The organism is Neobacillus sp. C211, from assembly GCF_051842875.1.
Lineage (GTDB): Bacteria > Bacillota > Bacilli > Bacillales > Cytobacillaceae > Neobacillus.
Genome location: NZ_JBPXRO010000045.1, coordinates 1 through 26,275, shown reverse-complemented (window position 1 = coordinate 26,275; position 26,275 = coordinate 1). Strand labels below are relative to the sequence as shown.

Below are 26,275 nucleotides of genomic sequence, written 5' to 3'. Positions count from 1 at the left end.
GGAATACAATTGATAGAAACAATTATTAAAACGTTGAAAAACATCGAAATAGACTATAACGTTAAAATCCTTTATGCGTGTGAATCCGGCAGCAGAGCTTGGGAGTTTCCATCTAAAGATAGTGATTATGATGTTCGGTTTATTTATGTACATCGCCAAGATGATTACCTAACGATTGACCAAATAGGGGTAGGGAAAAAACGGGATGTCATTGAACTTCCCATCAATAACCTACTTGATGTTACCGGGTGGGAATTGACCAAAGCTTTAAAGCTTTTTAGGAAATCCAATCCGCCTCTAATGGAATGGCTTCATTCAGGAATTGTCTACTATCAAGCGTTTTCCACCATTGATCAAATGAAGGAGCTTAGTAAAACTATTTTTGCCCCACATTCCTGTCTTCATCACTATTTGAATATGGCCAGTAATAACTTCCGAGAATATTTACAAGGTGATGACGTGAAGATAAAAAAATATTTTTATGTACTAAGACCGGTATTGGCTGCAAAGTGGATAGAACAGTTCAATAAATTTCCTCCATTAGAATTCTCCACATTGTTGGAAAAATTAGTACCAGATGGGGAATTAAAGCAAGAAATTCACATCCTTTTAAAAAGAAAAATGCATGGGGAAGAACTGGATCTGGAGCCTCGAATCAAGGTCATCAGCCAGTTTTTAAATGAGGAAATCACTCGTCTTCGTGAATTCACAAACACCTTAAATATTTCCATACCAGACTTTACACCGATGCTGGATAAATTATTCAGAGATACGCTTGAAGAGGTTTGGAACTAATTTCATCTTTGGAAAATTGGCTGCCCGTCTAGACGGCTTTTTACAAAGCTTATAATGAATCGGGAGAATCAAATCCCGTACCATTTTAAGGGATGATACGGGATGCTTTTAGGGTTTCAACACACATATTTTAGAAATCAGCATTATTAAGGATAAATCGAATGGTCCATTGGCCCTTTTGATTCAATATCCCATGAGTTTTAAATGTCATATGAGGATTTTCAGGTCTGTATTGATGTAGTTGTGCTTCTATCGTTCCTTTATATAAGTTGTTACCTACTTTTTTAAACGTATCGGAATTTTCACGAACTAACGTGTGTTCAATCCAAATATGAGGACTTGCCATAAGGCTTTTGACATACGGATCTACTTGAATATTCGAATTGGAATGTATTGTATAATTCAACCTAATGGTATGACCATGGTTTACGATGGAATAGCCATTGAGTGTTAGCTTGATTCCGTTATCTTCAGCTGAGCCTAAGCCCTGATTTAGGGATTCGGCACTGGTCAAAGCAGGGGAGGCAAAGCCAATGAGCAAGCAAAGGAAGAAGGCGATAGCCCTGAATCGCACGGTATATTTCGTTAGGTTCCTCATTTTACCACCATCCTTATTTTTCGTTTATAGGTTGCTCCACTTTGAAACAATCTGAGTCCGAAAGAAGTGATCGGACTCGAACTGCTTCAAGAAAACACATCATTTCTTTTTGGACAGCCATTCTGCTAGTGCTTCAGCTTCTGCACCTTTAGCGAGGCCCGCCGGCATGCGGTCGCCGCCGTTTAAGATTTGGTTCAATATTTGTTCTTTGGTCATCGATTTACCGATGTGTTGAAGATTTGGAGCAGTTGCGCCCTGAAGATTATCTCCGTGACAAGAAATACAACTTTTTTTGTAAACCTTTTCCGGGTCGATAACAACGTCGGCTTGCCCTTGTAATTTAGCATTTTTATTAGGGGCAGCGATCTTTTCCTTACCACCGAGTCCATAAACCACTACCCTCGTTCCACCAGTAATCACCCCAATATATTGTTTGCCGTCAACCATATAAATGGAAGGGGCCATTTTAATTTGTTTTCCTCCACTTTTCATGCCCCATAATACTTTTCCTTTTTTAATATCGAGAGCATTCACCGTTCCGTCCAATTCCCCGTAGAAAGCAAGGCCGGAAGCAGTACTTGTTAATCCTCCATACATCGGGTCGTCAGTTTTGATTTGATAAACCTTTTTACCTGTATTCACGTCAATAGCTGTAATGTTACCAGTAGGATCAATATCTTCTGGTAAAGGAAGTATCTTCGTACCAGGGAAGGTATTGTTATCTTTTGCAATCGCTTTTCGATCTTTTGCTGCTAACATTAAATTCGGGTTATTAATACCTGGAATCAGCACATAGTTGGTATCGGGATCATACGTCTCTGGGGCATAGCTTTCTCCACCTGGCGTCCCTGGCCATTGAAGTTTCACTTTACTCTGATCGCTTGGTGGTGTTGAATGTTGAATTTTGACAAATGGTACACCATCATAAATGGTTTTTCCTGTTTTGGCATCCCATGCATACCATTTCCCATTCTTTCCGCCTTCCACCACAATCTTCTGTTTTTTCCCGCTGACCTTGGTATTGAGAACCATCGGTGTCGCAGCAGCGTCATAATCCCATACATCGTGATCAACCTCGGAGGAGGCCCACTTAAATTTCCCCGTTTTACTGTCCAAAGCAACGATGGAATCCGTATATGGATTTTTCCCTTTTCGATCTGCATCGTAAAAGTCAGGGGCTGGATTCCCTACTGCAAAATACATTATATCGGTATCTGGGTCGAACGACATTGGTGTCCATACGGAGCCTCCGCCCGTGTATTTCCCCTTCGCCCAGCCTGTTCCTCTTTCAGGAACGGTCCAAAATGGTTCTTTCCAGAGCGGTTCGAGACTATCAGCCTTAAATGCCCAAACGAAACCTCGAGTGCCATTATCACCGCCGCTGCTTCCAACGTAAATGTTGCCGTCATAATACATGGGAGCCGAAGATTCATAGTATCGGTTTTCTAATTTAATGGAGGGAGCATGATCCCAGAAGTTGACCATTTTTTCCAGTTTTCCGGTTTTCGCATCAAGTTTGGCCAGCCGATTGTCAATCATCAAGACATATACCTTTCCATTGGCCACCGCGACACCTCTGCTTGCCACGTTGGACTGCCATGGCAAACTTTCAAGATGGTCAAGTACTTCCTTAGGAGGTGTCCATGCCCAAATTTTCTTTCCGCTTGCGGCATCGATTGCAAACACATGGTTTTTTGCACTCGTCACATACATGACCCCGTTTTGAACGACAGGGAAATCCTCTTGTAAATTAGGAATATCCTGATTCCATTCCAGGATATCCTGCTGCCAGACAATCCCTAATTTTTTTACATTATCTTTTGTAATCTCTTTATAGGGCACATGTCGGGTATGTTGGAGGTCATAACCCCAATTTGGGAATCCTGTCTCCTTTACCTGATTTGCCTGGTTGGATTTCTTGGTTTCTTCCTTGTTATTTGCATTGTTCTGCTTATTATTCGTTTGACAGCCAACAAGGATCATACAGGTCAAAAAAAACGAACCTGTTGCCTTTAAGTAACGCCTCACGAAAATTCCTCCTCACATTATGAAATCTTAATATGTATTGAATCACTGATCATGAAATGTACCAGTTTGTTCCCTCCTTTAGAGGATCTAATTTTGATAAGAACAATGATATGGTGCCCTACAAAATCCCTAAATTATACAAAGGGTGAAAAATCTACTTCTTTATTTTGTTGGAATGGGGTTTACTGCTCCAGTCCATACGCCGCTATACGGGCTTTGCGCCTTTTGTTTTGTCGAGCGGATTTCGACATTCTTTTCTCCATTTCCCGGGGAAAAATCCTTTTGTTAAAAGGGTTTTTCCCGCAACTAATCAAACGTTTGGTTAGTAAGGAATGATCAGGAAACGTGTCGAAGCATGTGAGTTTCCCTAAGGAAATCCAAATATCGACTTGTTTCTTATTTTTTATATAGGAATAATAGAACTGCGTCGACAAAGATTTTTTTATGAAAAGGCTGAGAACTCTTTACTTATATGGAGTCGTGGTTAACTAATCAAACGTTTGGTTAGTTTTTTGGAGTAGTGTAAATTCAACAATCTTTTTTCTAGATTTGGGAGTTAAAGGTTGAGGGAGAAGGCTATTCAGCCTATTTAATTAAACGTTTGATTAGTTTGTAGTTGGTCGAAGGGTGTAAATTTAAAGGGAAATAAGGTGAATAGAAGGCTTCGCTGCCCCAGTTATCGACAAGTATTTTATCCAATTACAGAGAAAAACGTTGATTTACCAGGGCTGGTACCAGTTTTAATCAAACGTTTGGTTAGTTCCATATTTTGAGGGAACCGGTGCCATATTGGAAGAAGTTTATGTATATATAAATGGACTGATTGAAGTTATTCCTGATAATCAATTTCTCCTTGCCTATTTAAAACAAGGATGCCAATGATGTTAATAAAACAGGGAACAGGGTCCAGTTGCCTATTAACAAATAAAAATGCACTTCATATTCAATCTCTAAAAGAAGTTTAAGAGGAGATACTACGGTTTTAAGTAGTATCTCCTTTGGTATTTTTGAGAGATGAATTAAACGACTTTATTATTTGTACGCAAAATAATTTATAAATATTAAACAAATGAATTTAAATATTCCCTTTTTAAAAAAATGATTTTACGATTATCACACTTGGCCCCTTCTCCATTAATCCGATTTGGCGGTAAATGGGTAAGCCCGAAGTAAAGACTACTTCCTAAAAACAAGGGGGGTAGTCTTTTTTTAGGAAGCTCTGGATATGTCTATAATTAGCGTTTCTAGTACGTTCCAGCTGCTTGAAACCTACCTTCACCCTTCATGTAACTATTAAAGAATTCCAATTCATCTTCCACATCTTGTGAAATATCCGGATGATTAAAAAGGGAATTGCCGTAACCACTAAAATAAGCCAATGGCAGCAGAGAAATTTTTATATTTAGATATCATATTGACTTTTAAATTCAAAAATCTCATCAACAGCTTGGTGATATCCACCCGATTTTTGAAAGGATTCCCTTATATTTGAAACAGCCTTATGAAAAGATGGGGTGTTTAACACATGATCTGCGGCTTCACGTAGTTGATTTGTAGTCAAGCCATCCATTTGTATTTTAATACCGGCACCGATATTGGCAACTTGTCCGGCAATGATCGGTTGATCCGCGCTTTGTGGGATGACAATGAGCGGAACCCCGTAATAGAGACCTTCATGGGTACTATTCATTCCACCATGTGTAATAAATAATTTAGTGTATTTTAACACTTCTGTTTGTGGAACATATTTTTTTACAATGAAGTTTTGGGGAATCTCTCCTAAATCGATTAGTGGGGTTTGTTTCCCGATCGACATGACAACCGTATGATTGCTATTTCCAAATGCTTCAAAACAAAGCTTATAAAAATCAATGGCTTGGTTAAAGACAGTACCCAATGAAATATAAATTGGTCTTTTTCCTTTGATTGCTGTAAGGTCAAAGTTTTCTTGAATTAATCGTGTAGAGATGGATGGACCTATAAATTTGTAAGTTTGGTCGAATGCTTCTCCAAAAGGTTGAAACTCCCTAGTTGTGTAAACGATTGTAAGTGGGGCAGGATTACAAAAGACTTCGTAAGGAGAATGGATCTCGACATCATATTTTTCCGCACACCTTGCCGTCAGGCTTTGATATTCATCGTTTATTTCTTTACACACTTCTGGAGGAATGTTTTTAGAAAGCTGTTCTAACATTTGATCGAATGATTCCTTTGTCTGCGCAAAGGAAGTACAAGAATTGATTGCCGGAAGCTTAAGGATTTGGGCAAGTAAACGTCCACAACCAAACATGGAATCATGGATGATGTAATCAAAATGTTCTCCTTCAATCTGTTCAAGCACGCTAGGTATGACAATATCTGCCGTACGTAAAAGACCGTTAATTCTTTCATGTAAATAATTTCTTCCACCCGAGATAAAGGCTGTTATAAATTTTTGACCGTCCAATGTTCGTACAATGGCTCCCGTTTTCTCTATTCGCTCTCGAAAAGCTTCTATCGTAAAGTACACTACCTCTTCGCCGCGCGAAATAAGCTCATGCACAACTCCAATAGTTGGATTGATATGTCCTTCTGATCCGGCATTAATAAATAAAACACGTGCCATTTCTACCACTCCTTAGGTAATTCTAAATTGTGTAAGAGTAAGGGTCAATGTCCCATACACTTGCCTACTCAAAAAATGGAATTAAACTTATCATAGTACAATACTTAAAAATCTCAAACTTCTAATACCCCCTAGAGCCATTCCTTCTTCATACAGATAGGTAAGGGTTTGAAGTTATTGCTCCCTTTTCCCCTGAAGATGTTCGCCAAGCTTATTCGGTAATTGAGACTTTTAAAAGGTTTTAAAGGAAAGTAAAGGGAAAATGTTGAATTATTATAGTTAAAGCCTATCTTGGAGGGACGGAGCAATGTTCCAGACCTTCACATTAGAGGAGCAGGAGAAACTATGAAAAAAATACATAAAAAAATATGGATCCCAGTAGTACTCGCGGGGGTATTAATTGGGGGTTATTTATATCTTGATAAGGAAAATGTCACAGTTAGGGTAGGAACAGCACCTAGTGGCGAAAAAGTGGTCCAAGTAAATGAACAAAATAATAAGGTTGATCGTGAATTTCCGTTTAGCATGAGTGAAAACTCTGTTCAGCAAGCCATACATAATATGTCACATCAAAAGGTATTAGCGAAAAAAAAATGGGGTGCGTTGCCATTAACGCCTGAACGGGTTAAAAGATTATTACAAGTGGTGGAAGCAAATAAGAAAAAATATGGAAATGCTGATTTATATTTAAATATATTAAGATCTTGGGATAAAGGCAATTTTGATCATGTCGTTATTAACCACAATGCCATTTGGTCGCTGCAGGGTGGCACGGTTGGAAAGGCTTATGGCATAGCCTCACCTGAAGAGGAAATGGAATTTATACAGGAGAATTTCGATGTTGAGTAGAAAGAAGCGTTCATTTGGAGCGCTTTTAATTTGATGTTTTCGAGATAGCATCAAAAAAGGGCTGATCTGTTCTTTTTTTTGTTTCGTATCGCTGGGCGATATATCTTGCAAATGAACCAATAAACCTTCATATTTAATAGAAAAGGAGGTTCGATATGCGACGTGATATACAATCGAATGAACGAGCTTTCTCATCCAAGGAAGTGGCAGAAGAAGTTGGGATTGCAACACCAACTGTTCGAAAGTATGGCCAAATCTTAGAACGGAATGGATATGAGTTTTTAAAAGATGGCGATCGGCGTATCTTTGTTCAATCCGATATCGGAGCGCTTATAGCGCTACGCGATACGGATAAGCCCCTAGACGATACAGCTAAAGACCTTGCGTATCAACAAAAGGAAAGATTAGTAGATTTCAATGAAACGGAAATAGCGGTACCCGATACATATGAAAATTTACCCCAAGACCCTAATCAATTAAAAGAGATTTTAAAGGTTTTGGTCAATGAACTTGCCGCCACGCGTGAAATGAATGTCCAACTGACAAACGATATGTCCCAGCTTAAACTAACAGTTTCCCGACTCCAGCAAGACCACCATGCTATAAGTTCCAGTATTGCTAATTCAGCGCAAAAAACTCATGCGAAAATTGAAAAATTAACGGAACAACAAAATAACCATTACGAAACTTTACTGCAGCAAGAAATACAAAAAAGTGAATTTTTACAAAAAGAAATACAAAATATGCGGGACGAACTGGAAAAAGAATGGCGTTCACAAAATGATTTCAATAAACGTTTAGAAGAAGCGATACAAAAACCTAAAGAAAAATGGGAGAGGCTTTTCTCCATATTCCGAAAATAAGGTGCCTGTATAGGCTTTTTTTTTGCTTGCCTGTATCGTATCGCCCGGCGATATAACGAATTAAATATGAGTTTTTAATAGAGGCTGCTGGTGTATCGTTCTTCAATCCGACATTAATGCGCTTATATCGGTACACGATACGGACATTCCTCCAAATTTCAACAAATTCCCGGGAAATATCTACAAATTCTGAGTATATAGAGCGACAAAATGCCACTATTTCTTCTATTAAAAAACCACTTCCTAATTAAATTTAGGTAGTGGTTTTGCTGTTAAAATTTAAATTCCAAGCCTTAAGCCTTGAACGAACACGGCTAACTATGTAAATTACTTTCAATTACATCATTAAATTGTTCTACTTCTTTTCGAATACTGATGGTTGGTTCCCACGAATCAATAAGGGTAATAGCGATTTGATTTGATTGAAGTGCTTTTTCATTATCGCCTTTCTTAGAAAACATTTGGGCCATCCCATAATGATAATAAATTAGCTCAATCTGATTCGCATTATTTTTGTGATAGAGAATATTATCAAACGCTGCTTCTGCCTTTTCAAATTCGTCGCAATTAACATAAGCTACACCTAAATTAAAATATGCTTCAATCGTTTTTTCACCGCCATACATTGTGCTGATTCGATTAGCGGCTTCGTATAAATTGATTGCCTCTTCATAATTTTTTCGCAACAAGCTTAAGTCCCCGCGAACTAATAAAACTCTATGTTGGATAATAGGGGTCGCGGATATATCTATGACTTCTCTTAAAATTGCTTCTGCCTTTTCAGGATCGCTTGATTTTAAGAACAGTCTAGATTTTAAGGCAAGTCCCCAAACCTTTAAATCAAAAACATCCGCGTGATTAGAATCTAAATGCTCTAGTATCTGAAGCCCGGCTTCAATTTGTTGAAGGGCTTCATCCAATTCATTGACTTCTATTAATGCCCAGCCTACTGTATCAATTCGAAGAAAAGCTTCATGCGTTTTTTTATCCAATTGGTAGGCGTAATCAGCGGCTTTCAGTCCGTACTCGATTCGGAGCGGCAAGTTAATCCGGCTTAAAAAGTGACTTATACGTGTTACCAGATCAATTAGCAGCTCCTTATCTGGAACTTGGCTTGCCCACTTTATAACTTTAAGTATGTTCGGCCATTCTTTCTTAATTTTATCCAAATCACGACCAAGCAGGTAACTCCAATAAACAGAATTAAGCTGCTCCCGTTTTAAATGGGTTTCTAAGTACTGAATATAATATCGGCTCCATCGACTGCGTGCTTCCATTTCAAAGTCTTGATTCTCTAACAAGTGCTGCTCGCCATAAGCCACTACGGTTTGATGCCCAAGAAAATATAATTTCCCTTCTATCCGCTCTGGTTGGATCAGGGCAAAGGTCCGCATCTGTTCAACAGCATAATGATAATTTCGAACATCTAATCCAGCGGCTGCAGCCCAGCTCTCTTCATCAGGAGGTTTGCTGAAAAAACATAGCACCTGCCATAGACGCCGGGTACCTTCATCACAGCGTTTCCATGTACGCCCAAAGAGGAAATCAAACATTTCCAACAATGTGTAGCCGGCTTTCCCTAATTCCTGAATAAGTTGTTGAGCAGGAATGTCATCGTCTGAAATATAGGCTATGCTGAGTGCAATAGCTTTAGGGTTACCAGCAGTCGCTAAAAATAACTGGTGCTGGATTTCAGGAGATATATTCAATAACTGTTCTATCTTTTCTCGCTTATCTGGAGAGTTACAAGTTTGTAATTGACGGCGTACTTCATAAGTAAAAAAATCAAAAGCTTCAGTTTTTTCAAGACCCTTCAGCTGAATGGTAACCATTTCTCGAAAGGCTTCCCGATATTTTTGATACAAATTCTCACGAGAGGTTAGGATTACTTTAACACCTTGTGGGAGATTGGTAATGAAATCGTGAATATCACTTTCGGCAGTATCAATACTGTCTACAATCAGCAATACCGGTTCTTGCCGAGAATAATTCGCCAATGCATTACGGACAACAAAACGTTTTTCATTAATTGATTTATCTATTTGTTCTACGCGTCCTAGTTGATAGGCAATTGTATTTAGGAAATCACTAAAGGTTAACCCTTTCCAATCAGCGCTTACCCAGATTATACACCTAAAGGTTGGCCAATTTTCGTCGACATTAACAGAATCCCCCTGGAGATTTCCCCCAACACAGCCATATGCTACTTCAAGCGCGATGGTCGTTTTTCCCATGCCAGCCCAACCAGTAATTGTACATACTGGTGAAGGAGAAAGCACCCACTGACGAATAGCTTCTAAGTCAAAGCTCCTACCGATGAAGCCCCCTGACCAGCGAGTTGGCAAGTTATGCGTCATTGGCTGTTCTTTAGGTGTAATAGTATTGCTTATTTGCGTATCAGGAAACAATCGATTAATTACATTTTCAATGTCTTCATCAAGCGGTGCACCGAATGTCCCGTTATTTCGTAAGATTTTAGCTTTTTTTAGACATGAAACGACCCAGATAGGTAATGCAGGTTTAATTACAGGTATGGAAGTAGTCTCAAGGAGTTTTGTAAACCACTGTATATTCCTGTCACTCTTTTCGATTATAATCCAGATAATTCCAAATAGTTTGCCATCGTCAATTCGACCGGGAATATATTTTGGGCCCATTTGCCCTATCCAGCTTTTAATAGTGTTAGAAGAGACCCCAAGCTGGTAAGCTACTTTGTCTAAGTAAGATTGTCCGGATGTATTAAGTTCATTTTTTTTCCTTCTGATCTTAAAGTCAGGATGGAGTTTTAAAGACTTAATACCAGATGATAACAGTTCCGCAAAATCTGTCTGGTCCTCAAGTTCAGCCATAATGCCTTGCACACCTCCTTTTATGTTATTTTACCAATCCTTCTCTTTTTGTATATGAAAAATTAGAAAGTACAGTGCCGCTGTACTTTTATACAGTGTAAAAAGCTACTAGATCATTGGGTTAGCAAGTAAAATCAAAATATAACAGAGGGAAATAAAATGTATGCACTTACAAAAAGAAAGGAATTTTATAATGAAAAACACACTACCTACACACATGAAAGCTGCAATTATGCACAGTACAAGAGAAATTACAATTGAATCATTGCCTGTCCCGCAAATTGGTCACGATGAAGTTTTAATTAAAGTAATGGCCGTTGGAATTTGTGGGTCGGACTTACATTATTATACTCACGGTAGAATTGGGAAATACATCGTTGAGAAGCCGATCATCCTTGGCCATGAATGCTCGGGTGAGATTGCTGCTGTTGGAACGGCTGTTAATAGATTTAAAGTCGGTGATCGAGTTGCAGTTGAACCAGGTGTAACCTGTGGACAATGCGAAGCATGCAAAGAGGGTCGTTATAACCTTTGTCCAGATGTAGAATTTTTGGCAACGCCACCAGTTGACGGTGCATTTGTACAATATATAAAAATGCGGCAAGACTTTGTCTTCGCAATTCCGGACACTCTTTCCTTTGAAGATGCTGCCCTAATCGAACCCTTTTCTGTTGGTATTCATGCAGCGATGAGAACGAAACTTCAACCTGGATCAACCATTGCAATTATGGGAATGGGACCGGTGGGTTTAATGGCTGTTGGTGCAGCCAAAGCATTTGGGGCAGGCACAATAATAGTGACCGATTTGGAGCCGTTACGGCTCGAAGCAGCAAAAAAAATGGGGGCAACTCATGTTATCAATATTCGGGAACAGGATCCACTGGAGGAAATCAAAAACATTACAAATGGCAGAGGCGTTGACGTTGCTTGGGAAACAGCCGGGAATCCAGCAGCGCTGCAATCCTCACTGGCTTCCGTTCGTCGAGGTGGGAAACTTGCCATTGTAGGATTGCCTTCCCAGAATGAAATCCCGCTAAATGTACCATTTATCGCGGACAATGAGATTGATATTTATGGCATCTTTCGTTATGCGAACACGTATCCAAAAGGAATAAACTTCCTTGCTTCTGGCATAGTTGACACCAAGCATCTTGTGACGGATCGATATTCATTAGCAGACACGCGTGAAGCGATGGAACGAGCCCTTAATTTTAAAAATGAATGCTTAAAAATTATAGTCTATCCGAATGACTAAAACTGAACGAATGGAGATGGTATGAGAAACAGGGGTTATTTCTTACCCCTTCCATTTTTTAGAGGAAGAGGATTGAAAAGATTGGTGTAGTATTTCCATTTATCGAATACTTCCAATGAACTTAATATTGAAAACGGATTCTGGAGGGATATTCTATGATAGAAACAGGACAATTAGCAGGATTGAAGGCCAAAGGCAAAAATAGTTCCCGCTCTAGTAATACTAGTACTGGTTTATCCTGGTTAGAACGATTTGGATACGGACTTGGTGATATGTCGTATAATATTGTTTTCCAATTTGTAAACGCGTATCTCCTTTTCTATTATACGGATGTCGGTGGGATTCACCCTGCGGTGATTGCAACTCTATTCCTTGTCGTACGAATTTTAGATGCTATTTTTGACCCATTCATGGGGATGATTTTAGATAAGACCAACACACGGTGGGGGAAAGCAAGACCATATTTATTATGGGTCTCCCTTCCGTTCGCGTTATTTACTTTCCTGTGTTTTACCAACCCTCACTTTGGCCCGACTGGAAACATTATCTATGCGTATGTTACCTATATTTTGCTAGGAGTGTCCTTTAGTATGCAAACGATTCCAGTTAACAGCTTAACTGCGCGAATAACTAATGACGTGCAAGAACGAACCGTATTAACAACTACTCGGATGATATTGGTTTATATAGGAATCCTACTATCCATTTCATTTGCAACACCACTTGCAACAGCATTTGGAGGGGAGAATCAAGAACTTGGGTTTCAGATGACTGCTCTAGTCTATGCGATGGTAAGTATCGTTTTGAACCTCTTTAGCTTTTTTACAGTACGGGAGCGAATTGTCCCCAAAAAGAGCGAGAAACATGGAATTAAAATGACGTTATCTGTTTTATTTAAGAACAAGCCTTTGTTAATTCTAGCCTCATCATTTTTGGCGTTTGCTATTGGATTTAATATTAAACTTAGTACCATGGTGTACTACTTTACGTACAATATCCATCAAAAGGAATTAGTGTTTTGGGGAACCGTTTTATTTTTTGGGGCAGCGTTAATCAGTAACTTATTTATCCCTGTATTTTCAAAAAAATGGGGTAGAAAGAACGTGATGATTATCTCAGCTGCTATATCTCTTATTTCGTACATCGGGCTGCACTTTACTCCATATTCTTCGGTTACGTTAATTTTATTTTGGTTATTTGCTTCGGGCTTTTTTACCACTCCTTTAAATACGCTAGCTTGGGGTATGATTGCCGATTGTGTAGATTATGCTGAATGGAAAACTGGAGTTCGGGCTGATGGCGTGGTTATTTCCAGCATGAGTTTTACTAATAAATTAGGAGTTGCCCTCGCAGGGTCGTTCTCTGCTATTTATTTAGGGATAGCAGGCTATGTACCTAATGCAGAACAGACAGTAACTTCACTAAATGCTATTAAAAATATGAATGCATTGATCCCAGGACTTTTTATTTTACTTGCTGTATTAATCATAAGCTTCTATCCGTTAACAGAGAAAAAATATAAAAATATGATGTCAGATTTGGAGCAAAGATCAAAACAACCAGATTAATTATTCTTTATATAAAAATTTAAATTTAGTAAATGAGTGTGATAGATGTGCAAAATAATATAACTAGAAATCTTTCAGTTGTCTGTGTCGGAGAATTATTAATTGATTTCTTTTGTACGGATATTGACATGGATTTAATAAAGGGACGTCAATTTTTAAAAAGTGCTGGTGGTGCACCGGCCAATGTGGCAGCTGCCATTGCAAAATTAGGCGGGGACGCAGCGTTTAGCGGAAAAGTAGGGAAGGATCCATTTGGGGATTTCTTGAAACAAACATTAGACGCTGCAAACGTAGATACCTCTATGCTTGTCATGGATGAGAAAGTACCAACCACTTTAGCCTTTGTTTCATTAAAGAAAAGTGGAGAGCGGGACTTTGTATTCCATAGGGGAGCAGATGCTTTTTTGACCTTAGACGATATTGATCAAGATAAAATAAGGAATGCAAAGATTCTCCATTTTGGTTCGGCGACAGCTATGTTATCTGAGCCATTTTGCAGCACCTACCTAAATCTTATTTCCAATGCTAAAGATGAGGGACAATTTATTTCGTTTGACCCTAACTATCGAGGCGATTTATGGAAGGGAAGAGTCGATGAGTTTGTCACAATTGCCAAAAAAGCAATTGCTTTAAGTGATTTTGTTAAGGTAAGTGATGAGGAATTGGAGATTATCACAGAGACTAAAGATCATGAAGAAGGTGTTAGTCTCCTTCATGAAATGGGAGCGGAAATAATAGCGGTTACGCTTGGTAAAAAAGGAACATTGCTGTCTAATGGAAAGAAAAATGAGATTGTTAACAGCATTCGGGTTACATCTATTGATTCTACAGGTGCAGGTGACGCTTTTGTCGGAGCAGCCTTATACAGATTTGCTGAAGCTGAACAAATCAATACTATTAGTAATGATTTTGATAAGCTCCATGACATCGTGTCTTTCGCAAATAAGGTTGGAGCGCTTGTTTGTACAAAAATAGGAGCTATTGAAGCATTGCCAAGTGGTATTGAGATAGAAATTTCTAAAGTTTGAATGTAAATTTACAAAAATGACAAATATTCTACTCTTTGAAAGAGGCTTCTCGTAATCGTGATTATGAGAAGCCTCTTTTTTCATTTCTTGGTATCAATATAGATACTTATCACCTCGTCTAGTAGTTACCTAGTTTTGAATGTTGTGTATCTATTTATAAAGGAATATTTTAGGAGCATATAGAATATTTAGATGAATGCCCAAAATAGATACAAAACTTCCAAGGAGGAGTCACCTTGTCTCTTGAACAAATAAATCCCGTGATTGAAAAAATACTCGTAAACATTGAAAAGGTTATGATTGGAAAAAGAGACGTTGCTGAACTTAGTCTGGTTGCCCTGTTAGCAGGCGGCCATGTGCTGTTAGAAGACGTACCAGGTGTCGGGAAAACGATGATGGTTCGTGCCCTGGCAAAGTCTGTGAATGCCAACTTCCGCAGAATTCAATTCACACCCGATCTATTGCCATCCGATGTAACCGGAGTCTCCATATATAATCCAAAAGAAATGGAATTTCAATTTCGTCCCGGTCCGTTAATGGGGAACATCATTCTTGCCGATGAAATTAACCGGACATCCCCGAAGACACAGTCGGCACTCTTAGAAGGGATGGAGGAAGCGAGTGTAACCATTGATGGAATAACCCATCAACTGAACAAGCCATTTTTCGTTATGGCAACGCAAAACCCAATCGAATATGAAGGGACATATCCGCTTCCCGAGGCACAACTTGACCGTTTTTTATTAAAAATGAGAATGGGTTACCCGGACTTACAAGAGGAAATGGAAGTGTTGAACCGAGCACAAAGGGTTCCGCCGATTGAGGATTTAACGCCAGTGATTGACCTTGAAGGCCTCCTCGATTTACAAAAAGAAATTAAAGATGTCTTCGTCGATGATACGATTAAGCGTTACATTGTCGACATTGTCAATCGCACTAGGGGACATGGCAGCGTCTACCTTGGGGTAAGCCCAAGGGGTTCAATTGCCTTAATGAAAGCAGCGCAGGCCTATGCGTATATGTTTGGACATGATTATGTCCTGCCTGATGACATTCAATATTTGGCCCGTTTTGTCTTATCCCATCGGATCATTTTAAAATCAGAGGCAAAGTTTGAAGGGATTACTGCTGAAGAAATAGTCAACCAGGTGGTTGCAAGAGTTCCTGTACCGGTCCAAAGGTTAGTGAAATAGAATGAAAAAGCTCTGGATTCCAATCAAAAAAGTGTGGAAGTTTATCCTGTTACTTTTTTTGATTCTATTAACCTTTTCTTACGCGATGTTCCAAGGGGGTTTTGTCAGCTGGTTTTTATTTTATAGCTTTTTACCCTTTGCGATCTATTGTGTGGCCATAGCCTTCTACTCCTTAAATGAACTTGAAGTCACAAGAACATTGCAAAAATTAGATTACAACGCGGGGGAATCTTTAAGGGTGGCAGTTACAGTAAAAAGGTCAAAATCCTTTCCGTTATTTTATTTACTTGTCGAGGACAACTTAGATGATTCCTTGAAATTTGCCAATCCGCAAAAGAAACCAAAGGCACTTCTTTTACCGGGATTGAAAAAGGAATTTTCTTATGAATATATCATTGAAGAGCTGCCGCGCGGTGAACATTTTTTTCAGTCCTTTACCGTAAGAATCGGTGACCCGCTAGGCTTATTCGAAAAAGAAAAAAGGTTAGTTGCAGAGGGGAAAGTTATTGTCTATCCAGCATATTCAGAGCTATTATATCGACCAGTCGAGAATCATTATGATCAAGGGCTGACTGCATCAAGGGAACGTGTGCAGCGTGATACCTCAATGGCTACGGGAGTAAGGGACTACCAGCCTGGTGACCGATTTTCGTGGATTAACTGGAAAGCCTCTGCGAAACGAAACGTACTAATGACGAAGGAATTTGAGCAACGGCAATCACACGACGTGTTCGTTGTCATGGATTGTGTACCGGATAAGCACTTTGAGCCGGTTGTATCGTTTACCGCCTCCTTGCTGCGGGCCATTTTGAAAAGAGGAGCCCAGACAGGCCTATTAACGATTAGCAGCGAGCGGGCATCGTTCCCGATCCGAGGCGGAGAACGGCATCTCCAGCAACTCTTTTATCATTTAGCAAAAATAGAAGCGAAATGTATCTCACCTTTTGAAAAGGTGTTAGATACAGATGGTCTGTTTATCCAACAAACGGTTTCATTTATGCTTGTCACTGCACAGATAACCAAACCCTTGATTGAAAAAGCAAGTTTTCTTGGACAACGAAAAGGAGAAACCATTACGCTTTTTCTAATAAAGGGGGAGAAAGAATCCCCAATAGAAAACGAAAGATCACTCATTGCAATGGCCAATGCACGAGGGGTGCGGATTGTTATGGTTCATGAAGGTCAACACAAGGCAGCCTTTTCGGAGGTGAACTTTTTTGATTAAAAGGGATTATCCGTCGTTTCTGTTATATACGTTTGGTTTTCTATTATTATGGGAGTGGCTTCGTCCAGTTGAACAATTAACGGAAACGGAACATATTGAAACATTTATTATTTTCCTGATTATTTCGTTTGCCCTCTCTTTTTTACATCTAAAATGGATTTGGCAATACCTGATTAAAATGATATTTATCTTATATTCTATCAACCGCATCCACTATGATGAAGGGTTCTTTCAGTTTGGCTGGGTTAAGTCCTTATTAACGGATGTGATCGATAATATTGGCTTGATCGCTGCAAGGGATTGGAACGACTTATCCAATGTGTTCCGGACACTATTATTCTTTGTGCTGCTTTGGCTAATGGTCTATTTAATTCATTATTGGCTCCTAAACCGGAAGCGAATATTTATCTTTTATTTTATGACATTGATTTATATTACCGTGTTGGATACGTTTACCCCTTATAGCGCAAAAGCGGCGATTGTCAGAACAGTGGTGGCTGGTTTTGCGGTGATGGGGATGCTGACGTTTAACCGGATTATCCAGAGGGAGAATGTAAACACTGAGCCAGCTTTCTTTCGAAAGTGGATGGTGCCGCTAGCAGGAATGATTGCATTAAGTGTTTTTCTTGGAATAGCAGCACCAAAAGCTGAACCGATATGGCCTGATCCTGTTCCCTATTTAACAGCTAATAACGATAAAGTTCCAGAACGCAATCCAAATGGTGTTCATCGAATTGGGTACGGAACGAATGATTCGGCTTTAGGCGGTCCATTTACAGGGGACAACAACCCGGTTTTTAACTATGAAGCGAACGGAAAAAATTATTGGAAGATGGAAACGAAGGATGTGTACACAGGAAAAGGCTGGCTAACATCTGGGACAACGCCCATTTCCTTCCGTCAGGAAGACTTGGTCCCTGTTTATTCATTGCCAAAAACAGTGGAGACCATTAAGGAAACTGCCCGTGTATTAACCCATGTAGGTTATAATTATAACTATCTTATGTATCCTGCCGGTATTAATAAAGTGTTAAAAATTCTGCCGCTTGATGCAGCTGGAAATGACTTTGAGGTCGATACAACAAATGAGAGAATCAGCTTTTACAATGATAACAAAGCTCCCGTTGTACCTCGCGACTTTACAGTTGAATTTGAAACACCCAAATATAAAGCAAAGGATTTAGTGCAAACAACTAGTTTTGATCCGACGAGCATCAACCCTGAATTTTATGAAAAGTATACCCGACTGCCTGAGGAACTGCCACCAAGAGTTAAAGAGTTAGCAGAAGAAATTACTGCCTCAAAATCGAATTGGTTCGATAAAGCGAAGGCAGTGGAAAGTTATTTTGGAAAAGCGGAATACACCTACGACCAAAAAAATGTTGCGGTGCCTGACACCAACGATGATTATGTCGATCAGTTTTTATTTGATACAAAAAGGGGTTATTGCGATAATTTCTCCTCATCCATGGCAGTTATGCTTCGAACACTGGGGATTCCCACTCGCTGGGTCAAAGGGTTTACGGGCGGAGATTTTCTCCAATATAGTGATGAGGCTTCAGGGGTACAGGTTTATGAAGTAACAAATAATAATGCCCACTCCTGGGTGGAGGTCTTTTTTCCGAATCAAGGCTGGGTCCCATTTGAGCCGACAAAGGGCTTTTCAAATGAAATCATCATCAATTATGAATCAAAAGCGACATCATCATCTAATCCGCAAACCAGCACACCAACTGTGAAAAAGCCTCAACAGGAAAATCTTGATGATACGAAGGCGTCAAAGGATTCGAATCAATTCTCTGATATCAAAAGAATATGGACTGATTTTAAATTGCTTTTGAAAAATAATTGGAAGCGGATGGTCCTTATATTCATACTCTTAGCAGGAGTATCTACGATTCTTTATCTGATCCGTGGGAAGTGGGTTCCGTACTTGCTGTTAGCGGTTTATCGGTTCAAGAAAAAGGACGAAAGTTTCGGGACTGCCTACCTGGCTTTATTAGAACAGTTCGATCGCTACGGTTTAAAGCGGAAGGAGAACCAAACACTGAGGAACTATGCCCGTTATATTGATTCGTTCTTTTCGACGAGAGAGATGTCCCGATTGACAGCTATTTATGAAAATTATGTGTATCATCAAAACCTGCCAAAGGGAACTTGGGAAGAATCGCATGAATTGTGGGAAAATTTAATCAAAAAAACAATTGCTTGACCAGAAAAACGACCTATTGTTACAATATGTACTATTCAATGTCTAGCGTAAGTTATTAGCGGAATTCGCAAAATGGGTGTGCGCTTTTCAAAATATGTACGTTTCCTTCATATATCCTCGAAAATAAGGTTCGAGAGTCTCTACCGGGTCACCGTATAATGACCTGACTATGAAGGCAGGATTTTTCTGTGAGCACTTTGCAAGAAAACTAGAATTCTGCCTTCCTGATATTTAAATGGAGGGAGAATTCTAGTTTTTTTTATATCATTTGTTGTTATGGTTAATAATAACTATATCTTTAGAAAATTGGGGTGAATGCTTTGCCAGGAAAGCATGAAATGATTATTGTATTAGATTTTGGGAGTCAATATAACCAGCTAATTACTCGCAGGATCCGCGAGTTCGGGGTATACAGTGAACTGCATCCGCACACGATTACAGCAGAAGAAATTCGCCAATTAAACCCAACAGGGATTATTTTTTCCGGCGGACCAAACAGTGTGTACGATGAAAATTCCTTCCGATGTGATGAAGAAATATTTGAAATGGGTCTGCCAATCCTCGGAATTTGTTACGGGATGCAATTAATGACTGTCCATTTCAATGGGAAGGTTGAAAAAGCAAACCAGCGTGAATACGGAAAAGCAACCATGACGGTGCAGCATGAATCAGCGCTATTTAGCGGCCTGCCTAAAGAGCAAACCGTGTGGATGAGCCATGGCGACCTTGTGGTAGAAGCCCCTGCAGGTTTCACTGTTGACGGAACAAACCCGCACTGCCCGATTTCAGCAATGAGTGATGAAGAACGAAAGCTTTACGCTGTTCAGTTTCATCCGGAAGTACGTCATTCTGTTTATGGGAATGAATTGCTTAGGAATTTTGTTTTCAACGTTTGTAAAAGCACTGGCGATTGGTCAATGGGGAATTACATTGAAATCGAGATGGCGAAGATTCGCGAACAGGTTGGCGATAAAAAGGTGCTTTGTGCCTTAAGCGGCGGGGTTGACTCTTCCGTTGTTGCCGTGTTAATTCATAAAGCTATTGGTGACCAACTAACTTGTATTTTTGTGGACCATGGTCTTCTCCGTAAAAATGAAGCAGAAAGTGTGATGAAGACTTTCTCTGAAGGCTTCCATATGAATGTAATCAAGGTCGATGCTAAAGAACGTTTCCTATCGAAGTTGGAAGGCGTTTCTGACCCAGAGAAGAAACGGAAAATCATCGGCAATGAGTTTATCTATGTATTTGATGATGAAGCAACAAAGCTTAAGGGCATCGAGTTTTTAGCCCAAGGAACGCTTTATACCGATATCATTGAAAGTGGTACAGCTACGGCACAGACGATTAAATCACATCACAATGTAGGCGGCCTTCCAGAAGATATGCAGTTTACTTTAATTGAACCATTAAGCACCTTGTTTAAAGATGAAGTCCGTGCGCTTGGAACAGAGCTTGGCATTCCGGATGATATCGTCTGGAGACAGCCTTTCCCTGGCCCAGGTCTAGGGATTCGTGTCTTAGGAGCTATTTCAGATGATAAACTTGAAATCGTTCGGGACTCGGATTGGATCCTTCGTGAGGAAATTAAAAAAGCTGGGCTTGACCGAGAAATATGGCAGTATTTCACCGTACTTCCAGACATTCGCAGTGTCGGAGTAATGGGTGATGCTAGAACTTACGATTATACCATCGGTATTCGAGCGGTTACTTCGATTGACGGGATGACATCCGATTGGGCAAGGATTCCGTGGGATGTCCTTGAAGTAATTTCAACGCGTATTGTTAACGAAGTAGCGCATGTGAACCGGGTAGTGTACGACATTACCAGCAAACCGCCAGCAACGATTGAGTGGGAATAAGAAAAGCGATAGCGTAAGAACCGGGACTATAGTCCTGGTTCTTATTTCTTTAGGAGTGAAATATTCACGAACGATTTCAATTTTAATTTTAAAATCGTTCGTATTTTTTGTTTACAAGATATTTTTTTCCTGCTAAAATAAAAAACGAGTTAAGAGAATATAATAATTGCATCGTATAATCTTGGGGATATGGCCCAAAAGTTTCTACCGAGCCACCGTAAATGGCTTGACTACGAGGCAGTGTCATTAATAAAGAGGCTAGCTTCCTTTCCTCTATTTTTGCACATGCCTAAAGTCACGCTCCGGTAGAATATGCCGGAGCTTTTTTTTGCATAATAAAGAAAAGATTCATAGGGGGAAAATAAATGCAGAAGTATTTTGAGTTTGAGAAACACGGTACAAATTATCGCCGCGAGTTTATTGGTGGACTGACCACCTTCTTAGCGATGGCTTATATACTAGTTGTTAACCCGTTAACATTATCATTAGCATCAATAAAGGATTATCCTGATGCTTTACGAATGGATTATGGTGCCGTATTTGTGGCAACAGCCCTCGCATCAGCGATAGGATCGATTGTCATGGGACTTCTTGGAAAGTATCCACTAGCACTAGCCCCGGGAATGGGCTTGAATGCGTTCTTTGCTTATACAGTTGTATTAGGAAGCGGGATTCCTTGGCAGCATGCCCTTGGCGCAGTCCTTATCTCAGGTGTGTTTTTCTTCTTATTAACGCTCACTGGCCTGCGAGAAAAAATTATTAACGCCATTCCAGTTGATTTAAAACACGCGGTTGGTGCGGGGATTGGCTTATTCATTACCTTTATCGGATTACAAAATGCTGGTATTGTGGTCAATAATGATGCAACACTTGTTGGTTTAGGCGATTTGACAGCAGGACCTACTTTGCTTGCTATTTTTGGGATCGTTGTTACAGTAATTATGATGACAAGAGGTATTAATGGTGCCGTATTTTATGGAATGGTCATCACAGTAATCGTCGGAATGATCTTTAACTTAATTGATATGCCGCATAAAGTAGTCGATTCAGTTCCAAGTTTAGCGCCGACCTTTGGTGCAGCCTTCTCTTCGTTTGGAGATAGTTCTTTTTATACAACTGCAATGCTTGGAATTATTCTAACTTTCTTGTTTGTTGATTTCTTTGACAATGCTGGTACACTTGTCGCAGTAGCGAACCAAGCGGGAATCATGAAAGACAATAAACTGCCTCGAGCTGGACGCGCGTTAATTTCGGATTCGATTGCAACAACTGTCGGTGCAGTACTTGGTACATCCACAACAACGTCTTATATTGAGTCATCTGCAGGGGTTGCCTCTGGAGCGAGAACTGGGTTTGCAGCTTTAGTAACAGCCGGATTCTTTATCTTATCGTTATTCTTCTTTCCATTATTATCGGTTGTTACAGCACCTGTAACGGCACCTGCGTTAATTATTGTAGGGGTATTAATGGTATCTTCATTAGGGAAAATTGATTGGCAGCGTTTTGAGATTGCTGTTCCAGCATTCTTAACGATGATTGCGATGCCACTGACTTACAGTATTGCCACTGGTATTGCTGTTGGGTTTATCTTCTACCCAATTACAATGATCGTAAAGGGCAGAACAAAAGAAATACACCCGGTCATGTACTTCTTCTTTGTAATCTTTGTACTATATTTCATTTTCTTAAAATAAGTCAAAAGGAACTGTGGGCTGCCACAGTTCTTTTTTATTGGGTTGAGAGGGATGAAATTTGAATAAATTACTAGTCGTAAGTTCATGTAGCTGTCGAACTTTGTCGTTGACTTCCTGTTTTCTCTCTTTTATCCTGTAAATAATAGGTTAAAAGGTAGAAATGGGGAATTGGGTATGGCAGAACTGCTGATAGAAAAGGTTTTAAATAATAATGTTTTAATTGCTGAACACCCTTCCTATGGAGAAGTTGTTTTGATTGGGAAAGGACTTGGCTTTAATCGCAAGCGCGGGGACTATATCGAAACAGATTCAGTGGAAAAACTTTTTGTCTTAAAAAATGAAAAGGAACAAGAAAATTATATTAAATTGCTTCCTTTTATTGATAATGAATACTTAGAGGTAATCATAGCCTCCATTGAATTAATCAAGCAACGAACAAATTCAATGTTAAATGAACATATCCATGTGGCGTTAACGGACCATCTTATGTTTGCTTTAACGAGGATCTCGCAAGGGATGGAATTGAAAAATCCATTTTTAGTGGAGACGAAAGCGCTTTATCGTGATGAGTATGAAGTGGCAAAAGATGTCGTGGAGCTTATTAAGGATAAGACAGGAATTAGCCTTCCAATTGGTGAAATAGGATTTATCGCCCTGCATATTCATAGTGCGCTAACAAATAAAAATCTTTCGGATGTAAATCAACATTCACAACTAGTCAGCAGATTGGTTGATATGGTAGAAGAACAGCTTGAAATAGAGATAGATAAAGAAGGAATCGATTATATGAGACTTGTTCGTCACCTTCGCTTTGCGATTGATAGAGTAGTTAAGGGTGAAAAAGTCGATGAACCAGAAAAAATCGCTTCCCTATTGAAAGATGAATATCCGGTATGTTATAATCTCTCATGGAAGCTCATTAAAGTGATGCAACAATCATTAAAATTAAAAGTCTTTGATGCAGAAGCAGTATATTTAACAATGCATTTGCAGCGACTTCAAAAAAAATTTAAATAGCACTTATTTTTTTACGTGTTACTGATTCGATCAGGCATGAGTAAAAAGTTTAATTGAAATGAAGTTAATGGGGTAATCTATACCCATAGTTTCGTTCAATTGGATTTTTTTACTCATGCCTTTTTTATTGTATTTTTTGTGGATAATGTAACCGCTTTATGAGCTGAACAAAAAATTAGGAGGTATTTTTTATGTTTAAAAATGCTTTTGGTGTTTTACAGAAAGTCGGTAAAGCACTTATGCTACCAGTAGCGATTTTGCCTGCTGCCGGGATATTATTAGCAGTTGGTAATGCACTTCAAAACCCGACATTAATTGACCTCGCCCCATTCTTAGATAATAGTGGGATTGCGATGGTTGCGAAAATTATGGAACAGGCGGGTAGTGTTATATTTGGTAACCTGTCGTTATTATTTGCCGTTGGGGTAGCGATTGGACTAGCTGGAGGAGAAGGTGTAGCTGGACTTGCTGCGATTGTAGGTTTCCTGATTATGAATGCAACCATGGGAACTGCTTTAGGAATAGATGCAGATGCGCTTGCGAAGCATCCTCAAAGTTACGCGTCAGTTTTAGGGATTCCAACACTGCAAACCGGAGTTTTTGGAGGTATCATCGTCGGTCTGATTGCCGCGTATATGTATAATAGATTCTTCGAAATAGAATTGCCATCCTATCTAGGATTCTTTGCTGGTAAGCGATTCGTTCCAATTGCAACAGCTGCAAGTACTGTTCTTTTAGGATTGCTAATGATTGTTATTTGGCCTCCAATTCAAACAGGCTTGAATCTTTTCTCCACTAACATGGTTGATGCAAACAGAACTGTTGCTGCCTTTATTTTTGGGGTCATTGAACGTTCATTAATTCCATTTGGATTGCATCATATTTTCTATGCGCCATTCTGGTATGAATTTGGCAGCTATACAAATGCTGCTGGCGATCTTGTACGTGGTGACCAACGTATTTTCATGGAACAAATTAAAGATAATGTACAACATTTAACTGCAGGTACATTTACAACGGGTAAATATCCGTTTATGATGTTTGGACTTCCTGCAGCAGCACTAGCCATTTACCATGAGGCTCGACCAGAAAAGAAAGCGATTGTAGGGGGATTGATGGCTTCTGCGGCGTTAACTTCTTTCCTAACAGGTATTACAGAACCAATTGAATTCTCATTCTTGTTTGTTGCTCCAGTTTTATTTGGAATCCACGCAATTTTTGCGGGATTATCCTTTATGACAATGCACTTGTTAAATGTAAAAATCGGGATGACATTCTCTGGTGGATTAATTGACTATGTTCTATTCGGTTTAATCAACCCACAAACAAATGCGTGGATTGTTATACCTGTAGGTCTTGTTTTTGCATTGATTTATTACTTCGGTTTCCGATTTGCGATCCGCAAATGGAATTTAAAAACACCAGGTCGTGAATTAGAAGAAGAAGATGAGAGCCAAGTACCGGCAGGCAAAGCAGGCAAAGGTGATTTAGCTGCTAATATTTTAGATGCAATGGGTGGTAAGGAAAATATTGCTCATTTAGACGCTTGTATTACACGTCTTCGTGTATCGGTTAATGATAGTAAAAACGTTGATAAAGCCCAATTGAAAAAACTTGGTGCGGCAGGTGTCCTTGAAGTAGGTAATAACATTCAAGCGATTTTTGGACCACGTTCTGAAACAATCAAAGGACAAATGAAAGATATCATGTCAGGTAAGCGACCTCGTACGACTTCTGTTGCTACACCAGAAAAAGGTGCAGAAAAACAGAACGAGGCCACTAATTCAGATGCACTTCAAAAAGCACGTGAAAATGAAGTATTTGCAGCACCGCTAAAAGGGGAAATCAAGCCGATTACTGAAGTGCCGGATCAGGTGTTTGCTGGGAAAATGATGGGCGATGGATTTGCAATTGTACCGGCAGAAGGAATGATTGTTTCACCTGTCAATGGAAAAATCGTAAACCTATTCCCAACAAAACATGCAATCGGTATTTTATCTGATACTGGTCGTGAAATACTAATTCATGTGGGTATTGATACTGTTAATTTAAAAGGCCAAGGATTTGAGACATTAGTGTCAGAAAATGACATTGTCGAACAAGGACAGCCTTTATTGAAAGTAGATTTAAACTACATTAAAGAACACGCAACATCCACAATCACACCGATTGTCTTCACGAACTTAGCTGAAGGTGAAAAAATTGTTATTAATAAGCAAGGTCAAGTGGAGTTGAAGCAAGAAGGTATCATTAAGATTACTAAGTAAATTGAGAGCCGGTCCAAATGTTTGGATCGGCTTTTATACTTATTAATAGAAGAAAGTTGATATAGGTAAATTCATTTGAAATTTTTATTGACGTTGTCTAATCTAGGTGGTATTATATTAAAGCAGTCGTTATTGACGAGTTAACAACTTGTTGGTGTTGAAAAACATTTGATAAATTGGTTGACAACGAATTGCTGAAATGTTATAGTTATAAAGTTGCTTCAAACGAAGTAACGAGATTGTTCTTTGAAAACTAAACAAACAAAATCGTGCAAACAAACAAAAATTTTTAGTTTCAATTAAGAAACTAAGTCAACGTAACAAAATGAGCTAATCAACTTTCTTGGAGAGTTTGATCCTGGCTCAGGAC

At 39.3% G+C, this 26,275-nt stretch carries 17 protein-coding genes and 2 riboswitches; of the genes, 13 read left to right on the top strand and 4 right to left on the bottom strand.

The genetic code is table 11. From position 1 onward, the window contains the following. Positions 1-9: 9 nt before the first annotated feature. Positions 10-795, top strand: coding sequence for a nucleotidyltransferase domain-containing protein (locus tag ACSU6B_RS26755; RefSeq protein WP_410889436.1), 786 nt, complete (start codon positions 10-12; stop codon positions 793-795). Positions 796-925: 130 nt separating this feature from the next. Here the strand turns inward: ACSU6B_RS26755 and ACSU6B_RS26750 are convergent, their stop codons facing one another. From ACSU6B_RS26750 to ACSU6B_RS26740, 3 genes are all read right to left on the bottom strand, one after another. Next, positions 926-1,393 carry a hypothetical protein gene (locus ACSU6B_RS26750; protein ID WP_410889435.1) on the bottom strand — a complete coding sequence of 156 codons (468 nt, stop codon included), beginning with the start codon at positions 1,391-1,393 and terminating at the stop codon, positions 926-928. A gap of 99 nt (positions 1,394-1,492) precedes the next feature. Beyond that, positions 1,493-3,421, bottom strand: coding sequence for an outer membrane protein assembly factor BamB family protein (locus ACSU6B_RS26745; protein WP_410889434.1), 1,929 nt, complete (start codon positions 3,419-3,421; stop codon positions 1,493-1,495). A 1,402-nt stretch (positions 3,422-4,823) separates the two neighbouring features. Then, entirely contained in the window at positions 4,824-6,026 is a 1,203-nt protein-coding gene (locus ACSU6B_RS26740) for a macrolide family glycosyltransferase (RefSeq protein ID WP_410889433.1), read from the bottom strand. A 345-nt stretch (positions 6,027-6,371) separates the two neighbouring features. On the opposite strand from ACSU6B_RS26740, the gene ACSU6B_RS26735 reads away from it, so the two are divergent. Both ACSU6B_RS26735 and ACSU6B_RS26730 read left to right on the top strand, forming a co-directional pair. Then, entirely contained in the window at positions 6,372-6,875 is a 504-nt protein-coding gene (locus ACSU6B_RS26735; RefSeq protein WP_410889432.1) for a DUF6241 domain-containing protein, read from the top strand. A gap of 155 nt (positions 6,876-7,030) precedes the next feature. Beyond that, positions 7,031-7,738: a hypothetical protein gene (locus ACSU6B_RS26730; RefSeq protein ID WP_410889431.1), complete on the top strand. Its 708-nt coding sequence runs from the start codon at positions 7,031-7,033 to the stop codon at positions 7,736-7,738. Between the two features lie 314 nt (positions 7,739-8,052). Here the strand turns inward: ACSU6B_RS26730 and ACSU6B_RS26725 are convergent, their stop codons facing one another. Beyond that, positions 8,053-10,587: a tetratricopeptide repeat protein gene (locus ACSU6B_RS26725; protein ID WP_410889430.1), complete on the bottom strand. Its 2,535-nt coding sequence runs from the start codon at positions 10,585-10,587 to the stop codon at positions 8,053-8,055. Between the two features lie 193 nt (positions 10,588-10,780). Between ACSU6B_RS26725 and ACSU6B_RS26720 the strand changes: the two genes are divergently transcribed. The 10 genes from ACSU6B_RS26720 (at position 10,781) to ptsG (ending at position 25,905) form a co-directional block, all read left to right on the top strand. Then, entirely contained in the window at positions 10,781-11,842 is a 1,062-nt protein-coding gene (locus ACSU6B_RS26720) for an NAD(P)-dependent alcohol dehydrogenase (protein WP_410889429.1), read from the top strand. 155 nt (positions 11,843-11,997) lie between these two features. Further along, entirely contained in the window at positions 11,998-13,410 is a 1,413-nt protein-coding gene (locus ACSU6B_RS26715; RefSeq protein WP_410889428.1) for an MFS transporter, read from the top strand. Positions 13,411-13,469: 59 nt separating this feature from the next. Then, positions 13,470-14,438: a carbohydrate kinase family protein gene (locus tag ACSU6B_RS26710; protein WP_410889441.1), complete on the top strand. Its 969-nt coding sequence runs from the start codon at positions 13,470-13,472 to the stop codon at positions 14,436-14,438. A gap of 236 nt (positions 14,439-14,674) precedes the next feature. Next, complete coding sequence (locus ACSU6B_RS26705) at positions 14,675-15,631, top strand: AAA family ATPase (RefSeq protein WP_410889427.1); 957 nt, start codon at positions 14,675-14,677, stop codon at positions 15,629-15,631. Position 15,632: 1 nt separating this feature from the next. Further along, complete coding sequence (locus tag ACSU6B_RS26700; protein ID WP_410889426.1) at positions 15,633-16,856, top strand: DUF58 domain-containing protein; 1,224 nt, start codon at positions 15,633-15,635, stop codon at positions 16,854-16,856. Then, the gene (locus tag ACSU6B_RS26695) at positions 16,849-19,068 is read left to right on the top strand and encodes a transglutaminase TgpA family protein (protein ID WP_410889425.1); all 2,220 of its coding nucleotides are present in this window, start codon (positions 16,849-16,851) and stop codon (positions 19,066-19,068) included. The genes ACSU6B_RS26700 and ACSU6B_RS26695 overlap by 8 nt, the downstream gene beginning before the upstream one ends. Before the next feature lie 87 nt (positions 19,069-19,155). Further along, positions 19,156-19,258, top strand: a riboswitch (purine riboswitch). Positions 19,259-19,406: 148 nt separating this feature from the next. Continuing rightward, positions 19,407-20,927 (top strand): glutamine-hydrolyzing GMP synthase, encoded by a 1,521-nt coding sequence (gene guaA, locus ACSU6B_RS26690; protein WP_410889440.1) that lies wholly within the window; start codon positions 19,407-19,409, stop codon positions 20,925-20,927. 151 nt (positions 20,928-21,078) lie between these two features. Further along, positions 21,079-21,180: riboswitch (purine riboswitch) on the top strand. 112 nt (positions 21,181-21,292) lie between these two features. After that, complete coding sequence (locus tag ACSU6B_RS26685; protein ID WP_088085133.1) at positions 21,293-22,621, top strand: NCS2 family permease; 1,329 nt, start codon at positions 21,293-21,295, stop codon at positions 22,619-22,621. 174 nt (positions 22,622-22,795) lie between these two features. Continuing rightward, on the top strand, positions 22,796-23,638 hold the full coding sequence (glcT, locus tag ACSU6B_RS26680) for a glucose PTS transporter transcription antiterminator GlcT (protein ID WP_214998310.1): 843 nt from the start codon (positions 22,796-22,798) through the stop codon (positions 23,636-23,638). 191 nt (positions 23,639-23,829) lie between these two features. After that, positions 23,830-25,905, top strand: a complete 2,076-nt coding sequence (gene ptsG / locus ACSU6B_RS26675) for a glucose-specific PTS transporter subunit IIBC (RefSeq protein ID WP_410889424.1) — start codon at positions 23,830-23,832, stop codon at positions 25,903-25,905. Positions 25,906-26,275 lie beyond the last annotated feature (370 nt).